Source organism: Microbacterium sp. MYb45, from assembly GCF_002979655.1.
Taxonomy (GTDB): Bacteria; Actinomycetota; Actinomycetes; order Actinomycetales; family Microbacteriaceae; genus Microbacterium.
In genome coordinates this window covers 795,265-814,899 of record NZ_PCPG01000001.1, presented here as the reverse complement: position 1 = coordinate 814,899, position 19,635 = coordinate 795,265, and the positions used below count along the sequence as shown (strand labels likewise).

Genomic DNA, 19,635 nt, shown 5'->3' with positions numbered 1-19,635 from the left:
CCCGGCCGCACGATGGCTTCGCCCTGTTCACTGACCGAAACGTCGTCGCGATGCGCGTCAACGGCGATCTCAAGGATCTCGCCACGACCGTGACCGACACCGACGAGGTCGAGCCGGTCACGATCGACAGTGCGGATGGGCTGAACATCCTCCGCCACTCGGCTGCCCACGTGCTGGCGCAGGCGGTGCAGCGCATCAACCCGCAGGCGAACCTCGGCATCGGCCCGCCCATCACCGACGGGTTCTATTACGACTTCGGCGTGGAGACCCCGTTCACGCCTGACGACATCAAGGCCATCACGAAGGAGATGCAGCGCATCGTCCGCGAGGGCCAGCGCTTCGTCCGCCGTGTCGTGACCGACGACGAGGCGCGCGCCGAGCTCGCGGACGAGCCGTTCAAGCTCGAGCTCATCGGGCTCAAAGGCGGGAAGGAAGCCGCCGAGGGGGCCTCCGTCGAGGTCGGCGAGGGTGAGCTGACGATCTACGACAACACCACCCGCGATGGCGAGGTCGTCTGGAAGGACCTCTGCCGCGGGCCGCACCTGCCCAACACGCGCATGATCGGCAACGGCTGGGACCTCACCCGCATCGCCGCCGCCTACTGGCGCGGCAGCGAGAAGAACCCGCAGCTGCAGCGCATCTACGGCACGGCGTGGCCGACCAAGGACGAGCTGCGTGCCTACCAGGAGCGCATCGCCGAGGCGGAGCGCCGCGATCACCGCAAGCTCGGTGCCGAGATGGACCTGTTCTCCTTCCCGGACGAGATCGGCTCCGGACTCGCGGTGTTCCACCCCAAGGGTGGCATCATCCGCTACGAGATCGAGGAGAACCTGCGCAAGCACCTGCTGCGCAACGGATACGACCTCGTGAACAGCCCGCACATCACGAAGAAGGACCTCTTCATGACGTCGGGTCACCTGCAGACCTATGCGGACGGCATGTTCCCCCCGATGCACCTCGACGAGGTCGTCGATGAGGAGGGCAACGTCACCCGTCAAGGGCAGGACTACTACCTGAAGCCGATGAACTGCCCGTTCCACAACCTCATCTTCCGTTCGCGCGGGCGTTCCTACCGCGAGCTGCCGCTGCGTCTGGCCGAGTTCGGGACGGTCTACCGCTACGAGAAGAGTGGGACGCTGTCGGGTCTGACCCGCGTGCGTGGCCTGACACAGGACGACGCCCACATCTACGTCGCTCAGGACCAGGTCAAGGAAGAGCTCACGACGAACCTGAACCTCGTCCTGGACCTGCTCCGCGACTACGGCCTCAACGACTTCTACCTCGAACTGTCGACGAACGAGGTGGGGAACCCCAAGTTCCTCGGCGAGCCGGAGCAGTGGACCACCGCGATCGACACGTTGCGTGAGGTCGCGATCGAGTCCGGACTCGAACTCGTCGCCGACCCCGGCGGCGCCGCCTTCTACGGTCCGAAGATCTCCGTACAGGCACGCGACGCGATCGGACGCACCTGGCAGATGTCGACCATCCAGCTCGACTTCAACCAGCCCGACCGGTTCGAGCTGGAGTACACCGGACCCGACGGGCAGAAGCACCGGCCGGTCATGATCCACCGCGCGCTCCTCGGTTCGGTCGAGCGCTTCTTCGCGATCCTCCTCGAGCACTACGCCGGCGACTTCCCGCTCTGGCTCGCGCCCAGTCAGGTTGTCGGCGTCCCGGTCGCGGAGCAGTACGGAGACTATCTGGACGACGTCATCGCGCAGCTGCGCGAGGCGGGCGTCCGGGCCGACGTCGATCACTCCGACGACCGCATGCAGAAGAAGATCCGCAACCACACGACGGCGAAGGTCCCCGTCATCCTCATCGTCGGGGAGCAGGATCGAGCCGCGGGCACGGTGTCGTTCCGCTTCCGAGACGGGACGCAGGAGAACGGCGTCCCGGTGGCGGATGCGGTACGTCGGATCAGCGCCGCCATCGCCTCGCACGCGCTCGTGCTGAAGGCAGGGGACCTGGCGTGACCGAGGGGGAGCGGCCGCTGGAAGACGCCGGGCGCCTCGCCGGCGTTCCGGACGAGTTCCAGCGGCTGTGGACCCCGCATCGGATGGCGTACATCCAGGCGGGGCCGGAGCCGCTGCGGGAGGAGTGCCCGTTCTGCGAGGCGCCGAAGTTCCCGGACGAGGAGCGGCTGGTCGTGGCGCGCGGCGAGACGGCCTACGTGCTGCTGAACCTGTTCCCGTACAACTCGGGGCACCTGCTCGTGTGCCCGTATCGCCACATCGCCACGTACGACCAGGCGACGCCCGCCGAGGTCGCCGAGATCGGTGCCCTCACACAGACGGCCATGCGTGTGCTGCGCGAGGTGTCACGCTGCGACGGCTTCAACATCGGCATGAACCAGGGCGCGGTGGCGGGCGCCGGCGTCGACGCCCACCTGCACCAGCACGTGGTGCCGCGGTGGACATCGGACGCCAACTTCTTCCCGATCATCGCGAAGACCAAGGCGCTTCCGCAGCTCCTCGGCGAGGTGCGGGAGGCCGTGGCGAACGCCTGGCCGGCGTCGGAGCCTACTGCGGAGTAGCTCAGCGCACCTGACGGGCGGTGAACTGCATCTGCGGGTTCGCGTAGAACTCCTGCGCCTCGACGAGCTGCAGCTCGCGCTCACCGGATTCGAGCGTGGCTTTCAACAGGTCGTAGACGCTGGATGCCGTGCGCTCCAGAGCGATCTTCGCGCTGCCGGTCTCGACGTAGTGCGCCGTGAACAGTGCCGCGGTCACATCCCCGGAGCCGTTCGCCTTCATCGGCAGGTGCGGGGTCTGCACGAGCCAGGCACCCTGCGCGTCGGCGGCGAGCATCTCGATGGTGCCCTCTTCGCGGTCGGGCCGCTCGACGCTCGTCACCAGCACGGTGCTCGGACCCATCGCGTGGGCGAGGTCGACGGAGGCGAGGGTGGACTCGAGCGTGTCCGGCTCGGTGTCGGTGAGGAAGCCGAGCTCGAACTGGTTCGGCGTGATGATGTCGGCGACTGGGACGACGCGCTCACGCAGCAGCACGGGGATCGCCGGGGCCACGAAGCACCCCGACTTGGCGTTGCCCATGACCGGGTCGCAGGCATAGACGGCGCTCGGGTTCGCGGACTTCACACGGGCGACCGCGTCGATGATCACGTCTCCGATGCCTTCGCCGCCCTGGTAGCCGCTGAGGATCGCGTCGATCTGGCCGAAGACGCCACGCTCCTCGATGCCGGTGATGACTTCGCGGACGTCGTCCGGAGCGATCATCGGTCCGCGCCAGGCGCCGTATCCGGTGTGGTTGGAGAAGTTCACGGTGTAGACCGGGAGCACCTCGACGCCGATGCGCTGCAGGGGGAACACCGCGGCGGAGTTGCCGACGTGCCCGTAGGCGACGGCTGACTGGATGGAGAGGATCTTCATTCTCCGGCTCTTTCGTTCAGGGCAGGCGGGTGCCCGCGAGGATGGTCATCGCCCGCCGGCGACGAGGTCGGCGACGAGGGTTTCGGCCTCGTCATCGGACAGGTCGTGCACGGTCAGGCGCAGATGGTGGGATGGGTCCGCGCGGTCGTCGAGCGCGAAGTCGTCGCCGGTGCGGGCCAGCCACCCTCGGCGCATCAGCCGATCGGCGACGAGGCGCGCGGGTTGCGGCAGTTCGACCCACAGGCTCATACCGTCGGATGCGGTCGCATCGATGCCGCCGGCGCGCAGCCGCTCCGCGAAGGCGGCATTCCGCTCCGCGTAGTGGGCAGCTGCTGCGGCGACCTCGGTCATCACGCCGTCGTCGGTCAGCTGCGTCAACGCGAGACGCTGCAGCAGGTGGCTCACCCAGGTGGTTCCGGGACTCAGACGCATGGCGAGCCGTTCCGCTGTCTCGGCATCCGTCGCCGCGATCGCGAGGCACATGTCGGGTCCGAGGAACTTCGACACGGAGCGCACGAGCGCGAACCGACGGTGGTCGGGACCGATGAGTGACTCGTACCGGCGCTGCGAGAGCATCGAGAAATGGTCGTCCTCGATGATCAGCACGTAGGGGTGGTCGGCCAGTACCGCTCGCAGTTCGGCGGCCCGCGTCGCGGTGAGGCTCGCTCCGGTGGGGTTCTGCGCGCGCGGGGTGCAGATGATCGCGCGGACTCCGGCGTCCAATGCCGCACGCAACCCGTCGACGGTCATGCCCTCGGCGTCGACCGGCACCGGAACCGCCCGGTATCCGCCGAGTCGCACTGTGTGGATGCTCGCCAGGAAGCACGGGTCCTCGAGCGCCACGGCATCGTCGCGCATCAGCGCCTGCGCAAGCAGCCGCTCGACCGCGTCGACGGCGCCGCTGGTGACGGTGATGCGGAAGTCGACGTCGTCGAGGTCGGCGGCGATCCACCGCCGTGCCCAATCCTCGAGACCACGATCGATCACGGGCTCGCCGTAGAGGACGGGGCGCGAGGCGATGGTCATCAGTGCGGGTGCCGGGTCGGGGATGAGGCGAGGGTCCGGATTGCCGGTGCCGATGTCGCGGAGAACCGTGTCGGGGGCGTAACCCTCCTGAGCCACGGCTTCGAGGCCGGCGACCACGGTGCCGGCACGCCCGCGCGAGACCACGAGACCGGCCTGAGCGAGCTGGCGGTACGCAGCCACGGCGGTGTTGCGATTCACGCCGAGGGTGGCGGCCAGCTCGCGCACCGGGGGGAGGAGGCTACCGGGCTGCAGGGATCCGCGGTCGCGCAGCGAACGCACGCTGTCGGCGATCTCCGACGCGGTGGTACCTGTGATCTGGTCGCTCATGATCCTCCTCAGCGATTCTAGGTCGAATCGGACAGTGCTACGTTTGATCTAGATCAAAACCCACTTCGGTGCATCCGACAGGAGTTCCCCATGACCGAGCAGACAACCACCGGATCCTCGCGCGTCAAGCGCGGCCTCGCCGAGATGCTCAAGGGCGGCGTCATCATGGACGTCGTCACCGCTGAGCAGGCGAAGATCGCCGAAGACGCGGGCGCCGTGGCCGTCATGGCGCTCGAGCGCGTGCCGGCCGACATCCGTGCCCAGGGTGGGGTCTCGCGGATGAGCGATCCCGACATGATCGACAGCATCATCGACGCGGTCTCGATCCCGGTGATGGCGAAGGCGCGCATCGGACACTTCGTCGAGGCCCAGGTGCTGCAGGAGCTCGGCGTCGACTACATCGACGAGTCCGAGGTGCTCTCGCCGGCCGACTACGTGAATCACATCGACAAGTACGAGTTCACCGTGCCGTTCGTGTGCGGTGCGACCAATCTGGGCGAGGCACTCCGCCGCATCAACGAGGGCGCCGCGATGATCCGCTCCAAGGGCGAGGCCGGCACCGGTGACGTCTCCGAGGCGATGAAGCACATCCGCAAGATCCGTGGGGAGATCGCGGCCCTCGCGGCTCTCCCCAAGGACGAGCTGTACGTCGCCGCCAAGGAACTGCAGGCGCCCTACGAGCTGGTCGCCGAGATCGCCGAGACCGGCACGCTCCCCGTCGTGCTCTTCGTGGCCGGAGGAGTCGCGACCCCCGCGGACGCCGCGATGATGATGCAGCTCGGAGCAGACGGCGTGTTCGTGGGCTCGGGCATCTTCAAGTCGGGCAACCCCGCCGAACGTGCCAAGGCCATCGTCAAGGCGACCACGTTCTTCGACGACGCCAAGGTGATCGCCGAGGTCTCGCGCGGGCTTGGCGAGGCGATGGTGGGCATCAACGTGAGTGACCTCCCGGCGCCGCACCGTCTCGCCGAGCGTGGCTGGTAACACCCGCGTCGGAGTCCTCGCGCTGCAGGGCGACGTGCGCGAGCACGCCGCCCTGCTCGCGCATCTGGGCGCCGACGTCGTGCTGGTGCGCCGACCGGAAGAGCTCTCGTCCGTCGACGGCCTCGTGATCCCCGGCGGCGAGTCCAGCGTGATCGACAAGCTGTCCCGCATCTTCGGGATGCAGGAGCCGATCCGCGCCGCGATCGGTGCCGGACTGCCCGTCTACGGCACGTGCGCCGGACTCATTCTGCTGGCGGACACGGTGCTCGACGGGATCGACGGCCAGGAGTCCTTCGGCGGGATGGACATCGACGTCCGTCGCAATGCCTTCGGGCGCCAGACGGAGTCGTTCGAGACGCAACTCGCCGTCCCCGCTCTGGGGGAGCTTCCGGTGCGCGCGACGTTCATCCGCGCCCCGGTGGTCGAGCGTGTGGGCCCCGGTGTCGACGTCTTGGCATCGCTCACGGACGGCACGGTGGTCGCCGTCGAGCAGGGCAGCCTGCTCGGCACGAGCTTCCACCCGGAGGTCGATGGCGAGACGCGCTTCCATGAGCGCTTCCTCGACAAGGCCCGGACCCGTGCGGGGACGTACGCGCGCTAGCGCCGGTGGGAGAGCAGCCAGTCGTACAGCTCGGGGTTGTCGTAGGTCTCGGTCCAGGAGTCGTGGCCGACGCCGGCGTATCGCGTGAACCGCACGTCGGCGCCGAGTGTCCGAAGTTCGGTGGTGATCTCCTCCGTGGCGGAGATCGGCACGACATCGTCGGCGTCGCCGTGGAAAGCCCAGACGGGCAGGTGACGAATCGGCTCAGCACTCTGCATCCAGAGCCCACCGCAGATCGGTGCGATCGCGGCGAACCGTTCGGGATAGCGCACCGCCAGGCTCCAGGTCCCGAAGCCGCCCATGCTGAGCCCGGTCACCGATATGCGGGCCGGATCGACGCGGTGCGTCGAGACGACCTCGTCGACCAGCCCGGACAAGGTCGAGAGCTCCGCGACCCACTGACTCGACTCACCGCACTGCGGGGTGACGAGGACGAAGGGGAACTCGTGCCCGTCATCCGCCAGCCTCGGCGGGCCATGCACCGCGGCGAGGTCGAGGTCGGAACCTCGTTCGCCCGCACCGTGCAGGAACAGCACCAGAGGCCAGAGCCTGCCCGGGTCGGAGTCGTAGTCATCCGGAAGGTGGACGAGATACCGCAGTACGTCTGCCGGGGTCGGCGCGTCGTCGCGCACGTCCGACGTGCGAACGGCAGGAGTGATGTGTCGTGATCTGCGCATGCCTCCATCCTGCGCCATCCGTGCCGGTCGTCCGACGGTAGGGTCACTTGGCCACTCGTGCCTGGTCGCACCGGTCACCAACGGATACGCAGAAACTCCGCCCGGAGTTTCGCGCCTCGCTGGGGGTTCAGGCTCTCGACCCACGAGATGCGGCCGAGCAGATGTGCGCGGAAATCGTCGAGTCGGCGGTGATTCTGACTGCGCGGACCGTGCACGACGCAGTTGTGGATCGTCGCCTTGAGCCGGTCATAGTCGTCTCGTGAGACATTCGTTCGCTGGTTGACGACGATTCCGGTCACGCTCTGCCTGACGCCCTGGCGTCGGACCCTCGTTTTGCGCGGGTTGGCAACGTGCCCCTCGTCCTCGATGATCCGCTGCACACCACGGATGAAGGCATCAGGTCGCTTCGCGAGTCTCGGACCGCCGCTGAACGCGAGGTCATCGGCGTATCGCGTGTAGGTCGCGTCGACGGCATCCGCCCATCCCGTCAGCCGTGAGTCGAGGCGCCGGATGGCGAGGTTGGCAAGCATCGGCGAGGAGGGAGCGCCCTGCGGCAGATGACTCGTGGCCAGAGCCCGACGCAGGGCGAACCGCTCGTCGGATGATCCGCCCGGTGGCATGGCAGCAAGCACGCGCGGAAGAACGGCGTTGGTGCACAGCCCGGTCACGACGTGCGCGACGGGTTCGGACAGTCCCGACTGCCGAAGTGTTCCGTAGATGCGACCGCCCGTCACGCGTGAGAAGAACGTGGTGAGGTCGAGGGATATGACGATGTCGGCCCCCGTGTGGAGCGCCGCCCCGGTGGCCGCGCTGCGACCGGGCATGAAACCGTGGGCGGCATCGTTCACGGCTATGAGGCCGAGCACCTGTTCCAGGAGACTGCGCTGCACACGGCGCATCCGTTGCTCCGGGATCTCTAGCAACCTGGGGATCCGCCCGTGCCGTGTGCGCCACTCGTACCGGTAGTGGTGCAAGGCCCCTGTGCGCGCGCGCCGATTCCAGTTTTTGGTGTCGGCGAACCACTGGAGCCGGCCGACGTCCAGATCGAGCATGGCGGCGAGATCCGGGATGCTGTCGATGCGGGGAAGAGCGCCCGAGGGCGGCTGCGACGACGACGGACCGACTACGTGGTGGTGGATGCGCAGCGGCGAACGGCGCTCGTCGGCTTTGCGCACCGCTTCGGCGAAATCGGGCGAACGGAGGATCACCGACGTCAGCAGTCGCGGGGCATCGACAGGCGGGCGGACGAAGGCGGTCAACACGTCGCCGACGAGCGGAGAGAGCCAACGGCGACGCGCTCCCATGACGTACGCGCCGGCCTCGACGAGCTGCTCCTTCGCCCAGACCTGTGAGGCGAGGAAAGCGTCGGCCAGAGAGGCGGCCACCAACGACGGCAACGGTCGCGGCGTGCGCCCCAGCACGCGTGATGCGGTGGAGGGCGCCATCAGAGGGCAGCCGCGGAACGGGCGCCGGGCGTGCGATGGCCTGCGTACGACTCGTCCATCAGTGCGGGCACCGGTCTGCGCGAAGCGCAGTAAGGCGCCTGCGGCGTTCGTTCCAGGTCAGACTGCGTACCCCGGGGTGACCCCGGAGAGAGCGGAACACGTCGTGAACCACTCGCCTCGTCCGCAAGCCATCGCACGCGGCCACGATAGCAAGGAACACCAACGTCCGGATGGCGTCGCGGCCCTTCGCGAGTATGCGAGCGCGTCAGCCCCTGCGGCCGCGCTCGGATCGCGACTGTGTCTACTCCACGGCGAGGGAGCGGGGAATCTCGGTGCCGAGCGCGGTGACCGTCGGCAGCACCGTGGCGGCCAGGAGCAGGGCGAGTCCACCGCCGGCGATCAGCCCGATCGTCGGGAACGCGATGACGGGGCCGGGCAGCGAGAGCTTTCCGGCGATGACGAGGCCTCCGACCGCAGTGGCGGCCACCCCCAACATGGCCGCAGTGACCGCATAGGCCACAGCTTCCCAGATCGCGGTGAGCACGATCGCACCGCGCGTGGAGCCCACGGCCTGGATGAGCGCGAATTCCCGCTCGCGGGTATGACCGGACATGAATACGGTCGCCGCGGCCGCCACGCCCGCGAGGAGGAGGGGCCCGCCGAGGAGGATCACGACTCCCTCGGGGGCGAGATCGAATCCCGCGTCGCTGCCGTTTCGCGCGGCTTCCGCTGCGGCCATCGTGGCGCCGGTCGTGTAGAGCCCGCCCGCGAGGGCGATCGCAACCATGAGCGGACCGATCGCCGCGCTCGAGCGTGCCAGGCGGTAACGGGCGGAGTTCCGGGCGAGGAACCACGTCGCGGAGACCGTTGTCGGCAGTAGCGAAGTCCAGCCGCGGAGGACGAGAGGGAACACCACCGGCCCCGCGGCGGCGAGGGCGGCCGCGATCAACGGCGTGAACAGGATGGCCTGCCCCGAGAAAGCGGACATCGACGCGTCGCCGTCGAGGTTCATCGCGAGCGCCGTGGTGCCTCCGAGCGCGGACACGGTCAGGATGATGCGGAACCATCCCATCCGGATCCGCGGGGGTTCCGCATCACGCAGCGCCTCGATGGCCGGGGTCCGGCTCGCCCGTCGCGCGCTGCGCAGTCCTCCGAGAACCACGGTGAGCGCAACCGCGGCGATCACGATGAGGCCGCTGCCGATACCGAGGTGGAGGCTCACGCCCTGCATCTCGGGCCACTCCCGGAACACCCAGACGAAGAGGGACGGGAACATCAGCAGCGCGAGGAGCCAGCCGACGAACGCGCCGATGATGCCGATGACGCCGAGCTGGGTGAGAACGACGACGGCGACCAGCGCGGGCCGGACGCCGACGAGCTGCCACAGCGCGTAGTCCCGCAGCTGCAGGGCGATCGTGAGGTTCGCCGTGGAACCGAGCACGATGAGCGCTGTGATGGCCGCGAACATGATCACAGCGGAGCTGGTGCTGGCGAGCCCCTCCTGCACGGCGCCACCGTGGAAGGCACCGGTCTCGAGCAGACCGGCGGCGTGCGCACCGACGAATCCGGAGGTGACGGTCACAGTGAGCACTCCGAACCAGACGCGCCACCGCAACATCAGATCGGAGACGATCAGGGCGATCATGCCGAAGCCCCGGCGAGAGTGATCGCCTCGAGAACCTGTTCCGGAGTGGGCCGTCGCAGTTCTCGATGAATGCTCCCGTCGCGGAGCACGAGGACGCGATCGGCGAGCCCGGCGGCCTCGAGATCGTGGGTGACCATGACGACGGATCTGCCATCGCCCGCAGATGCGCGAAGCAGGCGGAGCACGTCGGCGCCCGTGGCCGTGTCGAGCGATCCGGTGGGTTCATCCGCGAACACGATGTCCGGCCGCAGGGCGAGCACGCGGGCGATGGCGATCCGCTGCTGTTGGCCGCCCGAGAGCTGTCCGGGGCGATGCCCGCCACGGTCCGTCAGGCCGACGTCGGCGAGCGCACGGTCAACGTCCGCGCGCTGCACGCTCTGCCGCGCAAGCCGGGCGGGAAGCGCGATGTTCTCCCGCGCCGTCAGCGAGGGGATGAGATTGAAGGACTGGAACACGAATCCGACGTGACGGCGACGCAGGGCGGCGAGCGCGCCGCGCCGAAGGGACGAGAGCTCTCGTCCTGCGAGGTGGACGCTCCCGGTGTCGTAGGGCTCGAGACCCGAGAGGCAGTAGAGCAGGGTCGACTTGCCGGAACCGCTCGGACCGACGATGCTCACCATCTCGCCGGGATGCACATCGAGGGATATCCCGCGCAGGACGGGGACGCGCGGCTCCTTCCGACCGGTTCCGGGGAATGTCTTCTCGAGGTTCGCGGCGCGAATCAATGGTTCGATCACGCCCCCATTCGAGCGCGCACCGGGAGGCGGCGCGAGAGACCGGAGTGGACAGTCGCGGTAGAGCTGGCTCTACTCTTCGCTCGATCGCCCACTGCCCGGCTCCGCGATCCGTAGGGTTGAGGCATGAGAGCGCCGACCATGTGGCACGCGGTGATGCGCGCACCCTGGCGGTTTTTGTTCGGCGCGTGGCCATGGCGCGCGCTCGGCTACCTGTCGGCGAGCGTTGCGATCGGTCTTCTGCTGCTGCCGATCGCCATCCTGACGTTGCTGTTTCTGCCCCTGTGGGGCATCGTGATCGGCGCGCTCGAGCGGCGACGTACCCGGCTCCTGGGTTTTCCTGCTCAGCCGTCCGGTCACGTTCCCCTCCGGCGCGACCAACGTCATATCTGGCTGTCCGTGCGGATGAACGAGGGAGCGACCTGGAGGGAGACCGTCGCGCTGCTGGTCGATCTGGTCGTCGGCTGGCTCGTGCTCGCCGTGCTGTTCTTCCAAGGCCTGCTGCTCGTGCTCCTCGTCTACGTCGCCGTGTCCGGCGTGCGTGGACCCACGCGGCTCAACCTCTTCGGCGACGTCTGGATCGTCGCGACTCCTCATACCTGGTTGCTGCTCGTCCCGATCGCCGCGCTCTCGCTGTGCGTGTTCGCCTACGCCAACGCCGTGCTCGCCGCAGGCCAGGCCACATTGCTGCGTTCGCTCTGCGGTCCTCGACTGCACGAGATGACGCGCAACGTGGAGCGTCTCGTGCAGTCGCGCGCTGCGCTGGTCGAAGCCTTCGAGGCGGAGCGGCGGCGCATCGAACGCGACCTGCACGATGGCGTCCAGCAAGAGCTCGTGACGCTCGCCGCGCGCCTCGGCATGGTGAGTCTCGAACTCGACGACCTCGACGCGACGGGTTCGGACACTGCCCTGGTCCGCGGTGCGCTCGACGCCGCCCAGGGACAGGCGGAGCACGCGATGGCGACGCTGCGGGACACCGTGCGCGGCATCCACCCTGCCGTTCTCACCGATCACGGTCTCCGAGCGGCCCTGGACGAGTTGGCCGACCGGGCGCCGATCCCGCTCCGGCTCGAGATCTCGGACCTGGGCAGGCTTCCAGCGCCCGTGGAGACAGCCGCATACTATTTCGTCACGGAGGCGATCAGCAACGCGGCCAAGCACACTGTCGCGACCAGGCTTACCGTGCGTGTCGGGGTGAGGCACGACGTCCTCGACGTGCTCGCCACCGACGACGGACAGGGCGGAGCGGATGCGAATGGCGGAACGGGCCTGCGAGGACTCACCGAACGCGCCGCCACCCTCGGTGGTCGGTTCACGATCGACAGCCCGGACGGCGGGCCGACGACGCTCCACATGACGATGCCGCTGCATAGGGAATGGGCGGTGCCGGATGCGTCTGCTGCTCGCTGAAGACTCCGCTCTGCTGCGTGAGGCGCTCACGGCTCTGCTCGAACGGCTCGGCCACGTCGTCGTCACGACCGCGCAGTCGGCGCCCGAGCTACGGGAGGCGTTCGAGCGCTTGGCCGCGGCCGGCGATGCGCCCGACCTCGTCGTGACCGACGTGCGCATGCCGCCGGACGACACGGACGATGGGCTCCGCGCCGCGCTCGACATCCGCGCCCTGCACCCGGCGCAACCGGTCATGGTGCTTTCCCAGTACATCGCGGACACGTACGCGCGAGAACTGCTCACGCTTCCGGGTGGCGGCATCGGCTATCTGCTGAAAGATCGGGTGAGCCGTGTCCGCGACTTCGCGGTCGCACTCGACACGGTCGCAGCGGGTGGCACCGTCATCGACCCGGACGTGGTCCAGCACCTCCTGAGCAGCTCGCGCCAGGGACCGCTCGACGCGCTCACCGGTCGCGAGCGTGAGGTGCTCGGCCTGATGGCAGACGGACAGTCGAACTCCGACATCGCCGACTCACTCACGCTGACGGACGCGGCCGTGAGCAAGCACATCGGCAACATCTTCACCAAGCTCGGTCTCGGACCTGTCGAGGAGAACCGCCGAGTGCGAGCGGTGCTGACCTACCTCGACGCCGCGCGATCCTGAACCTGCAGCAGGGCGGCGAGCCACCGCAGCGCGGGTCCGGCTTGCGCCCGCTGGAATGCGCGGAGTCCGGGAAGCTGCGGAATCTCGGGTTGTGCCTGTGCGAACCAGAGGTAAGACGCGAAGCCCGAGATGACCGGCAGCATGTCGTGAACGGGCGGGGCTCCGTGCTCTTCGAACAGCGGCCATGTCTCTTCGCACGCGGGACCGCCCGATGCCTCGACGCTCGGCAGCAGACAGGGGAGATCGATCCAGGGGGCTCCGCGGCGGGCGTGCGGCCAGTCTACGAATCGTGCGTGCCCATCACTGATGAGGATGTTGTCGGCCCGCACGTCGTCGTGGGCGATGACGTCTCCGCCGACCGCAGCACGGAAGCCCTGTTCGATGCGCAGCAGGTCGGTCATCCGCCCACGCACCATGGCCGGGAGACCTGCGAGCAGACGCTCATCGAGGGAGATAACCTCCCATCGGGTGAAGTCGGACATGCTGTCGGCCGCGTCAGGCAGATCGAGCGGCGCTTTCGTCGAGGCGACGATGCGGAGGGTCGCAGCGATCGAATGCAGATCATCCGCCGACCAGGGGCTGCCGGGGTGGTGTCCGTCGATCGCTTCGAGCACGAGCGCGGAACCGGCAGTCTCGTCGACCTCGCCCAGCACTGCCGGGGCGACCGTCGGTGGCAGCGTCGCGAGCACCTGCATCTCGGCACGGAGGAAGTGCAGGGAATCAGGATGCCAGTCCCGCGCGCAGGCCTTCACGAAGGCCTTTCCCTTCGTGGTGGTGACCACACCCGCGTAGGACGCGCTGAATCCGCTCTGGGCCGGTTCATCGCGGACGAATCGTCCTCCGATCCTGTCGACGATGCGCGCGCGCAGCACCAGGGGGAGTGCGGTCCACTCCGGTCGAAGGCGATCGGCGCCTGCGCTCATCGTGTCGTTCCCTTCGCTCGCAGCGTCGCGGCATCCCCGGGGCACGGGTTCCTCGACGCTAGCAGCAGCCGGCGGCAGGGCCAACGATCTCGATCATTCGGCGCGTGAACCCGCGGCGACCAGGCCGCGGATGGCCTCGACGGTGCGGTCGACATCCTCCGGGGTGGTCGCCCACGAAGACATCGAGCACCGCAGGGCCGCACGGCCGCCCCACTCGGCACCCGTCATGGCCGCCGTCCCCTCGGTGAGGATCGCCGCGCCGAGCGCGCGCGTCGCCCGGTCGGAGCCGAGGTGGAACATGACCTGGGTATAGACGACGTCGTTGATGACTTCCACTGTCTCCACGGATCGGAGCCCCGCAGCCATCGCGACGGCGTTCGCGTGCAGACGGTCCATTAGCTCGGCGATGCCCGAGCGTCCGAGACTGCGCAGCGCGGCCCACGCGGGAACCCCGCGGGCGCGTCGCGAGAGCTCGGGCGTCACATCCCACGGGTCGAGCCCCGAATAGATCAGATAGTCACCTCCGGTGCGGAACGCCGCGATGGCGTCCGCCGGGTCGCGCACGATCGCCATGCCGCAGTCGTACGGCACGTTCAGCGTCTTGTGGGCGTCCGTCGCCCAGGAGTCGGCATCCGCCATGCCGGCGGTGAGGTGGCTCAACCCGGCAGACGCCGCCGCCCACAGCCCGAACGCGCCGTCGATGTGCACCCAGGCGCCGTGACGTCGCGCGATGGGGATCAGCGCGGCGAAGTCGTCGAAGGCGCCCGTGTGCACCTCTCCGGCCTGCAGACACACGATGAGGGGGCCGTCGCCGCCGGCGAGAGCCTGCTCGAGCGCATCCGGGCTCATACGCCCTTGATCGTCGGACGGGACGACCGTCAGTTCCGCCCGCCCGATCCCCAGGAAGCGTGCGGCACGGTCGATGGACCCGTGCCGGTCCGCGCCGACGACGAACCGCAGCGGGGGAGAACCGTGGAATCCCTGCTCGGCGATGTCCCACCCTGCGCGCGCCAGCACCGCATGTCGAGCGGTGGCGAGGCAGGTGAAGTTGGCGAGCTGCCCGCCCGTGACGAAACCGACGCTGGCGGTCGCGGGGAGGCCGAAGAGGTCGAGCATCCACTGCCCGGCGACGCGTTCCATCGCGACCGTGGCGGGTGTGAGGGTCGACGAGCCCGAGTTCTGATCCCACGCCGAGACGAGCCAGTCGGCGGCGAGGGCGGCCGGATGGGTGCCACCGATCACGAAGCCGAAGAAGCGGCCGCCGGGGATCGCGACGAGGCCGGGATCGGCGAGCACGGCCATCTCCTCGACCACAGTCGCGGGATCCATGCCGTGTTCCGGGAGCGGGCCGCCGAAGGTCGTCAGCATGTCGTCGAGTGAAGCCCGTGGCCACACCGGTCGCTCGGCGACCGAGTCGAGGAAGCGGAGGGCGGCGTGATGCGCGGTATCCAGTGCGCGCGACCTGTCGTCAGGAGCCATCTCGTTCATGCCTCAGGCCTACACCCGGGTGTCTTCTCGCGCCAGAGGTCGCGCGACGCCTCGGTAGGGTTGAGCGCATGATCGGCGCACGGGAATGGCAACTCATCGGCCTGAACAACCTCTACATGAATCTGCAGCGACTGCATGTCTACGATCGCGCGTCGGCGATGATCAACGGGGCCGCCGAAGACGAGGCGCGCACCACTGCGCTGCGCGGATGGATGGACGCGGTCGTGGCGGCGATGGAGCCGGTGCTGCAGGGCGGAGAACTCGATCAGGCGACGCAGGAGTCTCTCCTGCCGCTGGTGCCGTGGCTCCGTGACGAGGTCGCCCGCTACTACGCCCTGCACGATCCCACCGCCCCGTTGCGGGATCAGGCCGCGTTCGGAGCAGCCCACGTGCTCGCCTGCGACTACCAGACGAAGGGCGAGCGGGCGATCGCCGAAGCGGTCGGCAAGCCGGAGGAAGCCGATCGCCTCCTCCAGCGCGTCCCCATGATGATGGCGCTCGTCCGGCAGGCGAACACCGCGGTCGGAACCTGTGCCGAGGGTGAGCCGAGCGACGAGGTCGCGGGGTACATCACCGAACATGTGCGCGTCGCGCGCGGCGATGAATCGCGCATGTTGCTGCAGATCGGTGCGGCCCCGGTGACCCTGCAGGGCCGCGACCCGCGCGAATGAGGGCTGCGCGGACGGCCGCGGTGGACGCCGCTCGGTCGACCGCGGCTTTTCGATAGAATGGACGACGCCCTGGGCACGTTCCGGGGCGGATACGACGAGCGGAGACTTATGTCCGGGCATTCCAAGTGGGCGACCACGAAGCACAAGAAGGCCATCATCGACTCCAGGCGCGCGAAGTCCTGGGCCAAGCTCATCAAGAACATCGAGGTCGCCGCGAAGCTCGGCGGACCCGACCTGGCGGGCAACCCGACGCTCTTCGACGCCGTTCAGAAGGCCAAGAAGACGTCCGTCCCCAAGGACAACATCGACCGCGCGGTGAAGCGCGGTGCGGGCATCGGTGGCGAAGCCGTCGAGTATCTCTCGATCATGTACGAGGGCTACGGACCCAACGGCGTCGCCCTCATGATCGAGTGTCTGACCGACAACAAGAACCGCGCAGCCGCTGAAGTCCGCACTGCCCTCAGTCGCAACGGTGGGACTCTGGCCGACCCCGGCAGCGTCGCCTACAACTTCAGCCGCAAGGGCGTCATCGTCGTCGGCTCCGAGGGAACCACCGAGGACGACGTCATGATGGCGGCGCTCGAGGCGGGAGCCGAGGAGATCGAGCCGCATGCCGAGGGCTTCGAGGTCATCACCGAGGCGACCGACCTGGTGGCCGTGCGCAGCGCGCTGCAGGAAGCCGGGATCGACTACGAGTCGGCGGACGTCGAGTTCGTCCCGAACCTCAAGGTCGAGATCGACGCCGACACCGCGCGGAAGGTCTTCCGCCTGATCGATGCTCTCGAAGACAGCGAAGACGTGCAGAACGTGTTCACCAACTTCGACCTGTCGGCCGAGGTGCAGGCCGAGCTCGAGAACGACGACGCGTAGGCGCGCCGGACGGCCGGTGTCTCCTCGCGCGCCTAGCCTGGGGGAGTGACCTCCTCTCTGCGCGTGCTCGGCATCGACCCCGGGCTCACGCGTTGTGGTGTCGGAATCGTCGACGTCGATCCTTCGCGTCGCGGCACGCTGGTGCACGTGGGAGTGATCCGGTCATCGCCGGACGCGGAGACCGGCGATCGTCTCGCGATCGTCGCCGCTGGCATCCGCGCCGTGATCGCTGAGCACCGCCCGGACGCGGTCGCCGTCGAGCGCGTCTTCGCCCAGCAGAACACCCACTCCGTGATGGGGACGGCTCAGGCCAGCGGAGTCGCGCTGCTGATCGCGGCCGAGTCCGGGTTGCCCGCCGCCACGCACACGCCGAGCGAGGTCAAGGCGGCCGTGACCGGCTACGGCGCGGCCGACAAGCGGCAGGTGCAGACCATGATCGCGCGCATCCTGCGCCTGGATGCGCTTCCGCAGCCGGCTGACGCCGCGGACGCTCTGGCGATCGCGCTGTGCCATGCCTGGCGTCGCGGTGGCCCCACGGCATCCGGGCAGGGGGCGCTCACTCCCGCGCAACGGGCCTGGGCGGACGCCGAGAAGCGTGTCGCTCGAACATAGGTCCGAACCACGCCCTAGGCTGAGGGGATGATCTCCTCACTGCACGGCGTCGTCCAGCATGCGACGTCCGATCAGGTCGTCATCGACGTGGGTGGTGTCGGGTTCGCCGTCGCCGTCCCTGCCGATGTCGCACACACCGCGACCGTGGGGGAGAAGCTCCTCTTGCACACGAGCCTCATCGTCCGTGAGGACTCGCTCTCCCTGTTCGGCTTCGCGGATCGCGGCGAGCTCGAGATCTTCGGCCTGCTGATCAGCGTGACCGGCGTCGGGCCGAAATCCGCGTTGGGGGTGCTCTCGCACCTCACGGGCGATCAGATCGCCGAAGCCGTGACAGCGGAAGACGATGCGCCGTTCCGGCGGGTCTCCGGCATCGGCCCCAAGACGGCGAAACTCATCGTTCTGCAGCTTGCAGGCAAGGTGCAGGCCTTCGCGGCGCCGTCGAGGCCCGTGATGTCGGGCGGCACCGACGTGGTCACGCAGGTGGCCGCGGCGCTGGTCGGCCTCGGCTGGTCGGAGAAGGTCGCCGCCGAGGCGGCAGCCCAGACGGCATCCGAGGCGACGGAGGCCGAGCGGGCGACCGTGGCCCTGCTGTTGCGACGCACCCTCGCGCTCCTCGGCCCCGCGCAGGGAGGCCAGGCTCGTGGCTGACCCCCTCGACGCGACCGAACCCTCCGACGAGACCGAGCTCGCCATCGAGGGCGCACTGCGCCCGACCAGCCTGGGCGATTTCGTCGGACAGCAGAAGGTGCGCGGACAGCTGCAGCTGCTGCTCGAAGCTGCGCGCATCCAGAGCCGTCCTGCCGACCACATCCTGCTCGCCGGCCCCCCGGGGCTCGGGAAGACGACGCTGGCGATGATCGTGGCCCACGAGAGCGAGCGGCCGCTGCGCATGTCGAGCGGCCCGGCGATCCAGCACGCCGGCGACCTCGCAGCCCTGCTCTCCAGCCTGGTGCCGGGGGAGGTGCTCTTCATCGACGAAATCCATCGCATGGCGCGCTCCGCAGAGGAGATGCTGTACCTGGCGATGGAGGACTACCGGATCGACATCATGGTCGGCAAGGGCGCCGGAGCGACGAGCATCCCGCTCGAGCTCTCTCCCTTCACACTCGTCGGGGCCACGACGCGATCCGGTCTGCTGCCGAATCCGCTGCGCGACCGATTCGGATTCACCGGACACCTGGAGTTCTACGACGAGCCCGAGCTCGAGCAGGTCATCGCCCGTTCGGCCGCGGTCCTCGGCGTCGACGTGCCGACCGATGCGCTCTCCGAGATCGCACGCCGCTCTCGAGGCACCCCCCGCATCGCGAACCGCCTGCTGCGCCGGGTCCGCGACTACGCCCTCGTGCACGGCGAGGGCGGGGCCACGATCCACGACGTGCGCGCGGCGCTCGAACTCTACGACGTCGACGCGATCGGCCTCGACCGGCTGGACCGCGCGGTGCTGGAGGCGCTGGTCCGCCGTTTCCGCGGAGGACCGGTCGGCCTGAGCACGCTCGCCGTGGCGGTCGGCGAAGAGGGCGAGACCGTGGAGAGCGTGGTGGAGCCGTACCTCGTTCGCATCGGCTTCCTCGGACGCACGCCGCGCGGTCGTGTGGCGATGCCGGAGGCCTACGCGCATCTCGGCGTCGCGCATCCGGACGGGATGCTTAAGTTGGATGACCTATAATCACTGAAGACTTCCCGGTTACCTTCGCGCGCCCAAAGGCTGGAGCGTGCACCTGAGAAAGGCGCTTCCCCCATGCCCATGGAATTCCTGCTCTTCGGCCTTCTCGCCGTCCTCCTCGTCTTCATGATCTTCAACACGCGCAAGCGCACGAAGCAGATGAAGGCCGAGCAGGAGGAGAAGGCGACCAAGACCGTTCCCGGCGCCAAGGTGCTCCTGCAGGGCGGCATCTACGGGACGATCGTCTCGTACGACCCTGACGACCTCGACACGCCCGCGCTCGTCGAGATCGCGCCGGGCACCATCATCGACGTCCACAGCCAGGCGATCCTCCGCGTCGTCGAGCCCAAGGACGCGATCGTCGACGCCCCTGTCGATGTGATCGAGGAGCCGGCCGTCGACGAGGCGGCCGCCCCCGCGCTCGAGACTCCCGAGGAGACGCGCGCTCGCCTCGAGCGCGACGCCGACGACAAGTAATCTCCGCGGCCGGCGCGGCCCTTCGGATCTCCGTCCTCCCAGAAAGCTGA

General features: G+C 68.7%; 20 protein-coding genes. 12 read left to right on the top strand and 8 right to left on the bottom strand.

Annotated elements, in window-relative coordinates; all coding sequences use genetic code 11:
* Positions 1 to 50: 50 nt before the first annotated feature.
* Together thrS and CQ034_RS03865 are read left to right on the top strand one after the other, a co-directional pair.
* On the top strand, positions 51 to 1,976 hold the full coding sequence (gene thrS / locus CQ034_RS03870) for a threonine--tRNA ligase (protein ID WP_258134102.1): 1,926 nt from the start codon (positions 51 to 53) through the stop codon (positions 1,974 to 1,976).
* A complete protein-coding gene (locus CQ034_RS03865) occupies positions 1,973 to 2,536 on the top strand; it encodes an HIT domain-containing protein (protein WP_105709985.1) in 564 nt (187 codons plus the stop codon). The genes thrS and CQ034_RS03865 overlap by 4 nt, the downstream gene beginning before the upstream one ends.
* A gap of 1 nt (position 2,537) precedes the next feature.
* On the opposite strand, the gene pdxY is transcribed toward CQ034_RS03865, so the two are convergent.
* Together pdxY and CQ034_RS03855 are read right to left on the bottom strand one after the other, a co-directional pair.
* The gene (gene pdxY, locus CQ034_RS03860; RefSeq protein ID WP_029263306.1) at positions 2,538 to 3,389 is read right to left on the bottom strand and encodes a pyridoxal kinase PdxY; all 852 of its coding nucleotides are present in this window, start codon (positions 3,387 to 3,389) and stop codon (positions 2,538 to 2,540) included.
* A gap of 45 nt (positions 3,390 to 3,434) precedes the next feature.
* Positions 3,435 to 4,742: an aminotransferase class I/II-fold pyridoxal phosphate-dependent enzyme gene (locus CQ034_RS03855; RefSeq protein WP_181156200.1), complete on the bottom strand. Its 1,308-nt coding sequence runs from the start codon at positions 4,740 to 4,742 to the stop codon at positions 3,435 to 3,437.
* Between the two features lie 90 nt (positions 4,743 to 4,832).
* Here CQ034_RS03855 and pdxS point away from each other — a divergent pair, with 90 nt between their 5' ends.
* Both pdxS and pdxT read left to right on the top strand, forming a co-directional pair.
* A complete protein-coding gene (gene pdxS / locus CQ034_RS03850; RefSeq protein ID WP_029263308.1) occupies positions 4,833 to 5,726 on the top strand; it encodes a pyridoxal 5'-phosphate synthase lyase subunit PdxS in 894 nt (297 codons plus the stop codon).
* Entirely contained in the window at positions 5,716 to 6,327 is a 612-nt protein-coding gene (pdxT, locus tag CQ034_RS03845) for a pyridoxal 5'-phosphate synthase glutaminase subunit PdxT (protein ID WP_105710348.1), read from the top strand. The genes pdxS and pdxT overlap by 11 nt, the downstream gene beginning before the upstream one ends.
* Here the strand turns inward: pdxT and CQ034_RS03840 are convergent.
* The 4 genes from CQ034_RS03840 to CQ034_RS03825 form a co-directional block, all read right to left on the bottom strand.
* Positions 6,324 to 7,004 (bottom strand): alpha/beta fold hydrolase, encoded by a 681-nt coding sequence (locus tag CQ034_RS03840; protein WP_105709983.1) that lies wholly within the window; start codon positions 7,002 to 7,004, stop codon positions 6,324 to 6,326. The two genes, pdxT and CQ034_RS03840, sit on opposite strands and share 4 nt — an antisense overlap.
* Before the next feature lie 74 nt (positions 7,005 to 7,078).
* Positions 7,079 to 8,449: a reverse transcriptase family protein gene (locus tag CQ034_RS03835; RefSeq protein ID WP_105709982.1), complete on the bottom strand. Its 1,371-nt coding sequence runs from the start codon at positions 8,447 to 8,449 to the stop codon at positions 7,079 to 7,081.
* A gap of 301 nt (positions 8,450 to 8,750) precedes the next feature.
* Complete coding sequence (locus CQ034_RS03830) at positions 8,751 to 10,094, bottom strand: FtsX-like permease family protein (protein WP_105709981.1); 1,344 nt, start codon at positions 10,092 to 10,094, stop codon at positions 8,751 to 8,753.
* Positions 10,091 to 10,831 (bottom strand): ABC transporter ATP-binding protein, encoded by a 741-nt coding sequence (locus CQ034_RS03825; protein WP_219860756.1) that lies wholly within the window; start codon positions 10,829 to 10,831, stop codon positions 10,091 to 10,093. Before CQ034_RS03825 ends, CQ034_RS03830 begins: the two co-directional genes overlap by 4 nt.
* A gap of 123 nt (positions 10,832 to 10,954) precedes the next feature.
* Between CQ034_RS03825 and CQ034_RS03820 the strand changes: the two genes are divergently transcribed.
* Positions 10,955 to 12,238 carry a histidine kinase gene (locus CQ034_RS03820; protein WP_105709980.1) on the top strand — a complete coding sequence of 428 codons (1,284 nt, stop codon included), beginning with the start codon at positions 10,955 to 10,957 and terminating at the stop codon, positions 12,236 to 12,238.
* Positions 12,219 to 12,881, top strand: coding sequence for a response regulator transcription factor (locus CQ034_RS03815; RefSeq protein WP_105709979.1), 663 nt, complete (start codon positions 12,219 to 12,221; stop codon positions 12,879 to 12,881). The genes CQ034_RS03820 and CQ034_RS03815 overlap by 20 nt, the downstream gene beginning before the upstream one ends.
* Here CQ034_RS03815 and CQ034_RS03810 read toward each other — a convergent pair.
* Positions 12,857 to 13,804, bottom strand: coding sequence for an aminoglycoside phosphotransferase family protein (locus CQ034_RS03810; RefSeq protein WP_105709978.1), 948 nt, complete (start codon positions 13,802 to 13,804; stop codon positions 12,857 to 12,859). The genes CQ034_RS03815 and CQ034_RS03810 overlap by 25 nt on opposite strands.
* Positions 13,805 to 13,897: 93 nt before the next feature.
* Complete coding sequence (locus CQ034_RS03805) at positions 13,898 to 15,292, bottom strand: aminotransferase class V-fold PLP-dependent enzyme (RefSeq protein ID WP_308737170.1); 1,395 nt, start codon at positions 15,290 to 15,292, stop codon at positions 13,898 to 13,900.
* A 68-nt stretch (positions 15,293 to 15,360) separates the two neighbouring features.
* Between CQ034_RS03805 and CQ034_RS03800 the strand changes: the two genes are divergently transcribed.
* The 6 genes from CQ034_RS03800 to yajC all read left to right on the top strand — a co-directional run bounded on the left by CQ034_RS03800 (position 15,361) and on the right by yajC (position 19,585).
* Positions 15,361 to 15,963, top strand: coding sequence for a hypothetical protein (locus CQ034_RS03800; protein ID WP_105709977.1), 603 nt, complete (start codon positions 15,361 to 15,363; stop codon positions 15,961 to 15,963).
* A gap of 108 nt (positions 15,964 to 16,071) precedes the next feature.
* On the top strand, positions 16,072 to 16,833 hold the full coding sequence (locus CQ034_RS03795; RefSeq protein ID WP_029263315.1) for a YebC/PmpR family DNA-binding transcriptional regulator: 762 nt from the start codon (positions 16,072 to 16,074) through the stop codon (positions 16,831 to 16,833).
* A gap of 45 nt (positions 16,834 to 16,878) precedes the next feature.
* Entirely contained in the window at positions 16,879 to 17,445 is a 567-nt protein-coding gene (gene ruvC, locus CQ034_RS03790) for a crossover junction endodeoxyribonuclease RuvC (RefSeq protein ID WP_105709976.1), read from the top strand.
* A gap of 27 nt (positions 17,446 to 17,472) precedes the next feature.
* A complete protein-coding gene (ruvA, locus tag CQ034_RS03785) occupies positions 17,473 to 18,093 on the top strand; it encodes a Holliday junction branch migration protein RuvA (protein ID WP_105709975.1) in 621 nt (206 codons plus the stop codon).
* Entirely contained in the window at positions 18,086 to 19,111 is a 1,026-nt protein-coding gene (gene ruvB, locus CQ034_RS03780) for a Holliday junction branch migration DNA helicase RuvB (protein ID WP_105709974.1), read from the top strand. The genes ruvA and ruvB overlap by 8 nt, the downstream gene beginning before the upstream one ends.
* A gap of 72 nt (positions 19,112 to 19,183) precedes the next feature.
* Positions 19,184 to 19,585: a preprotein translocase subunit YajC gene (yajC, locus tag CQ034_RS03775; protein ID WP_372466779.1), complete on the top strand. Its 402-nt coding sequence runs from the start codon at positions 19,184 to 19,186 to the stop codon at positions 19,583 to 19,585.
* Positions 19,586 to 19,635: the final 50 nt, after the last annotated feature.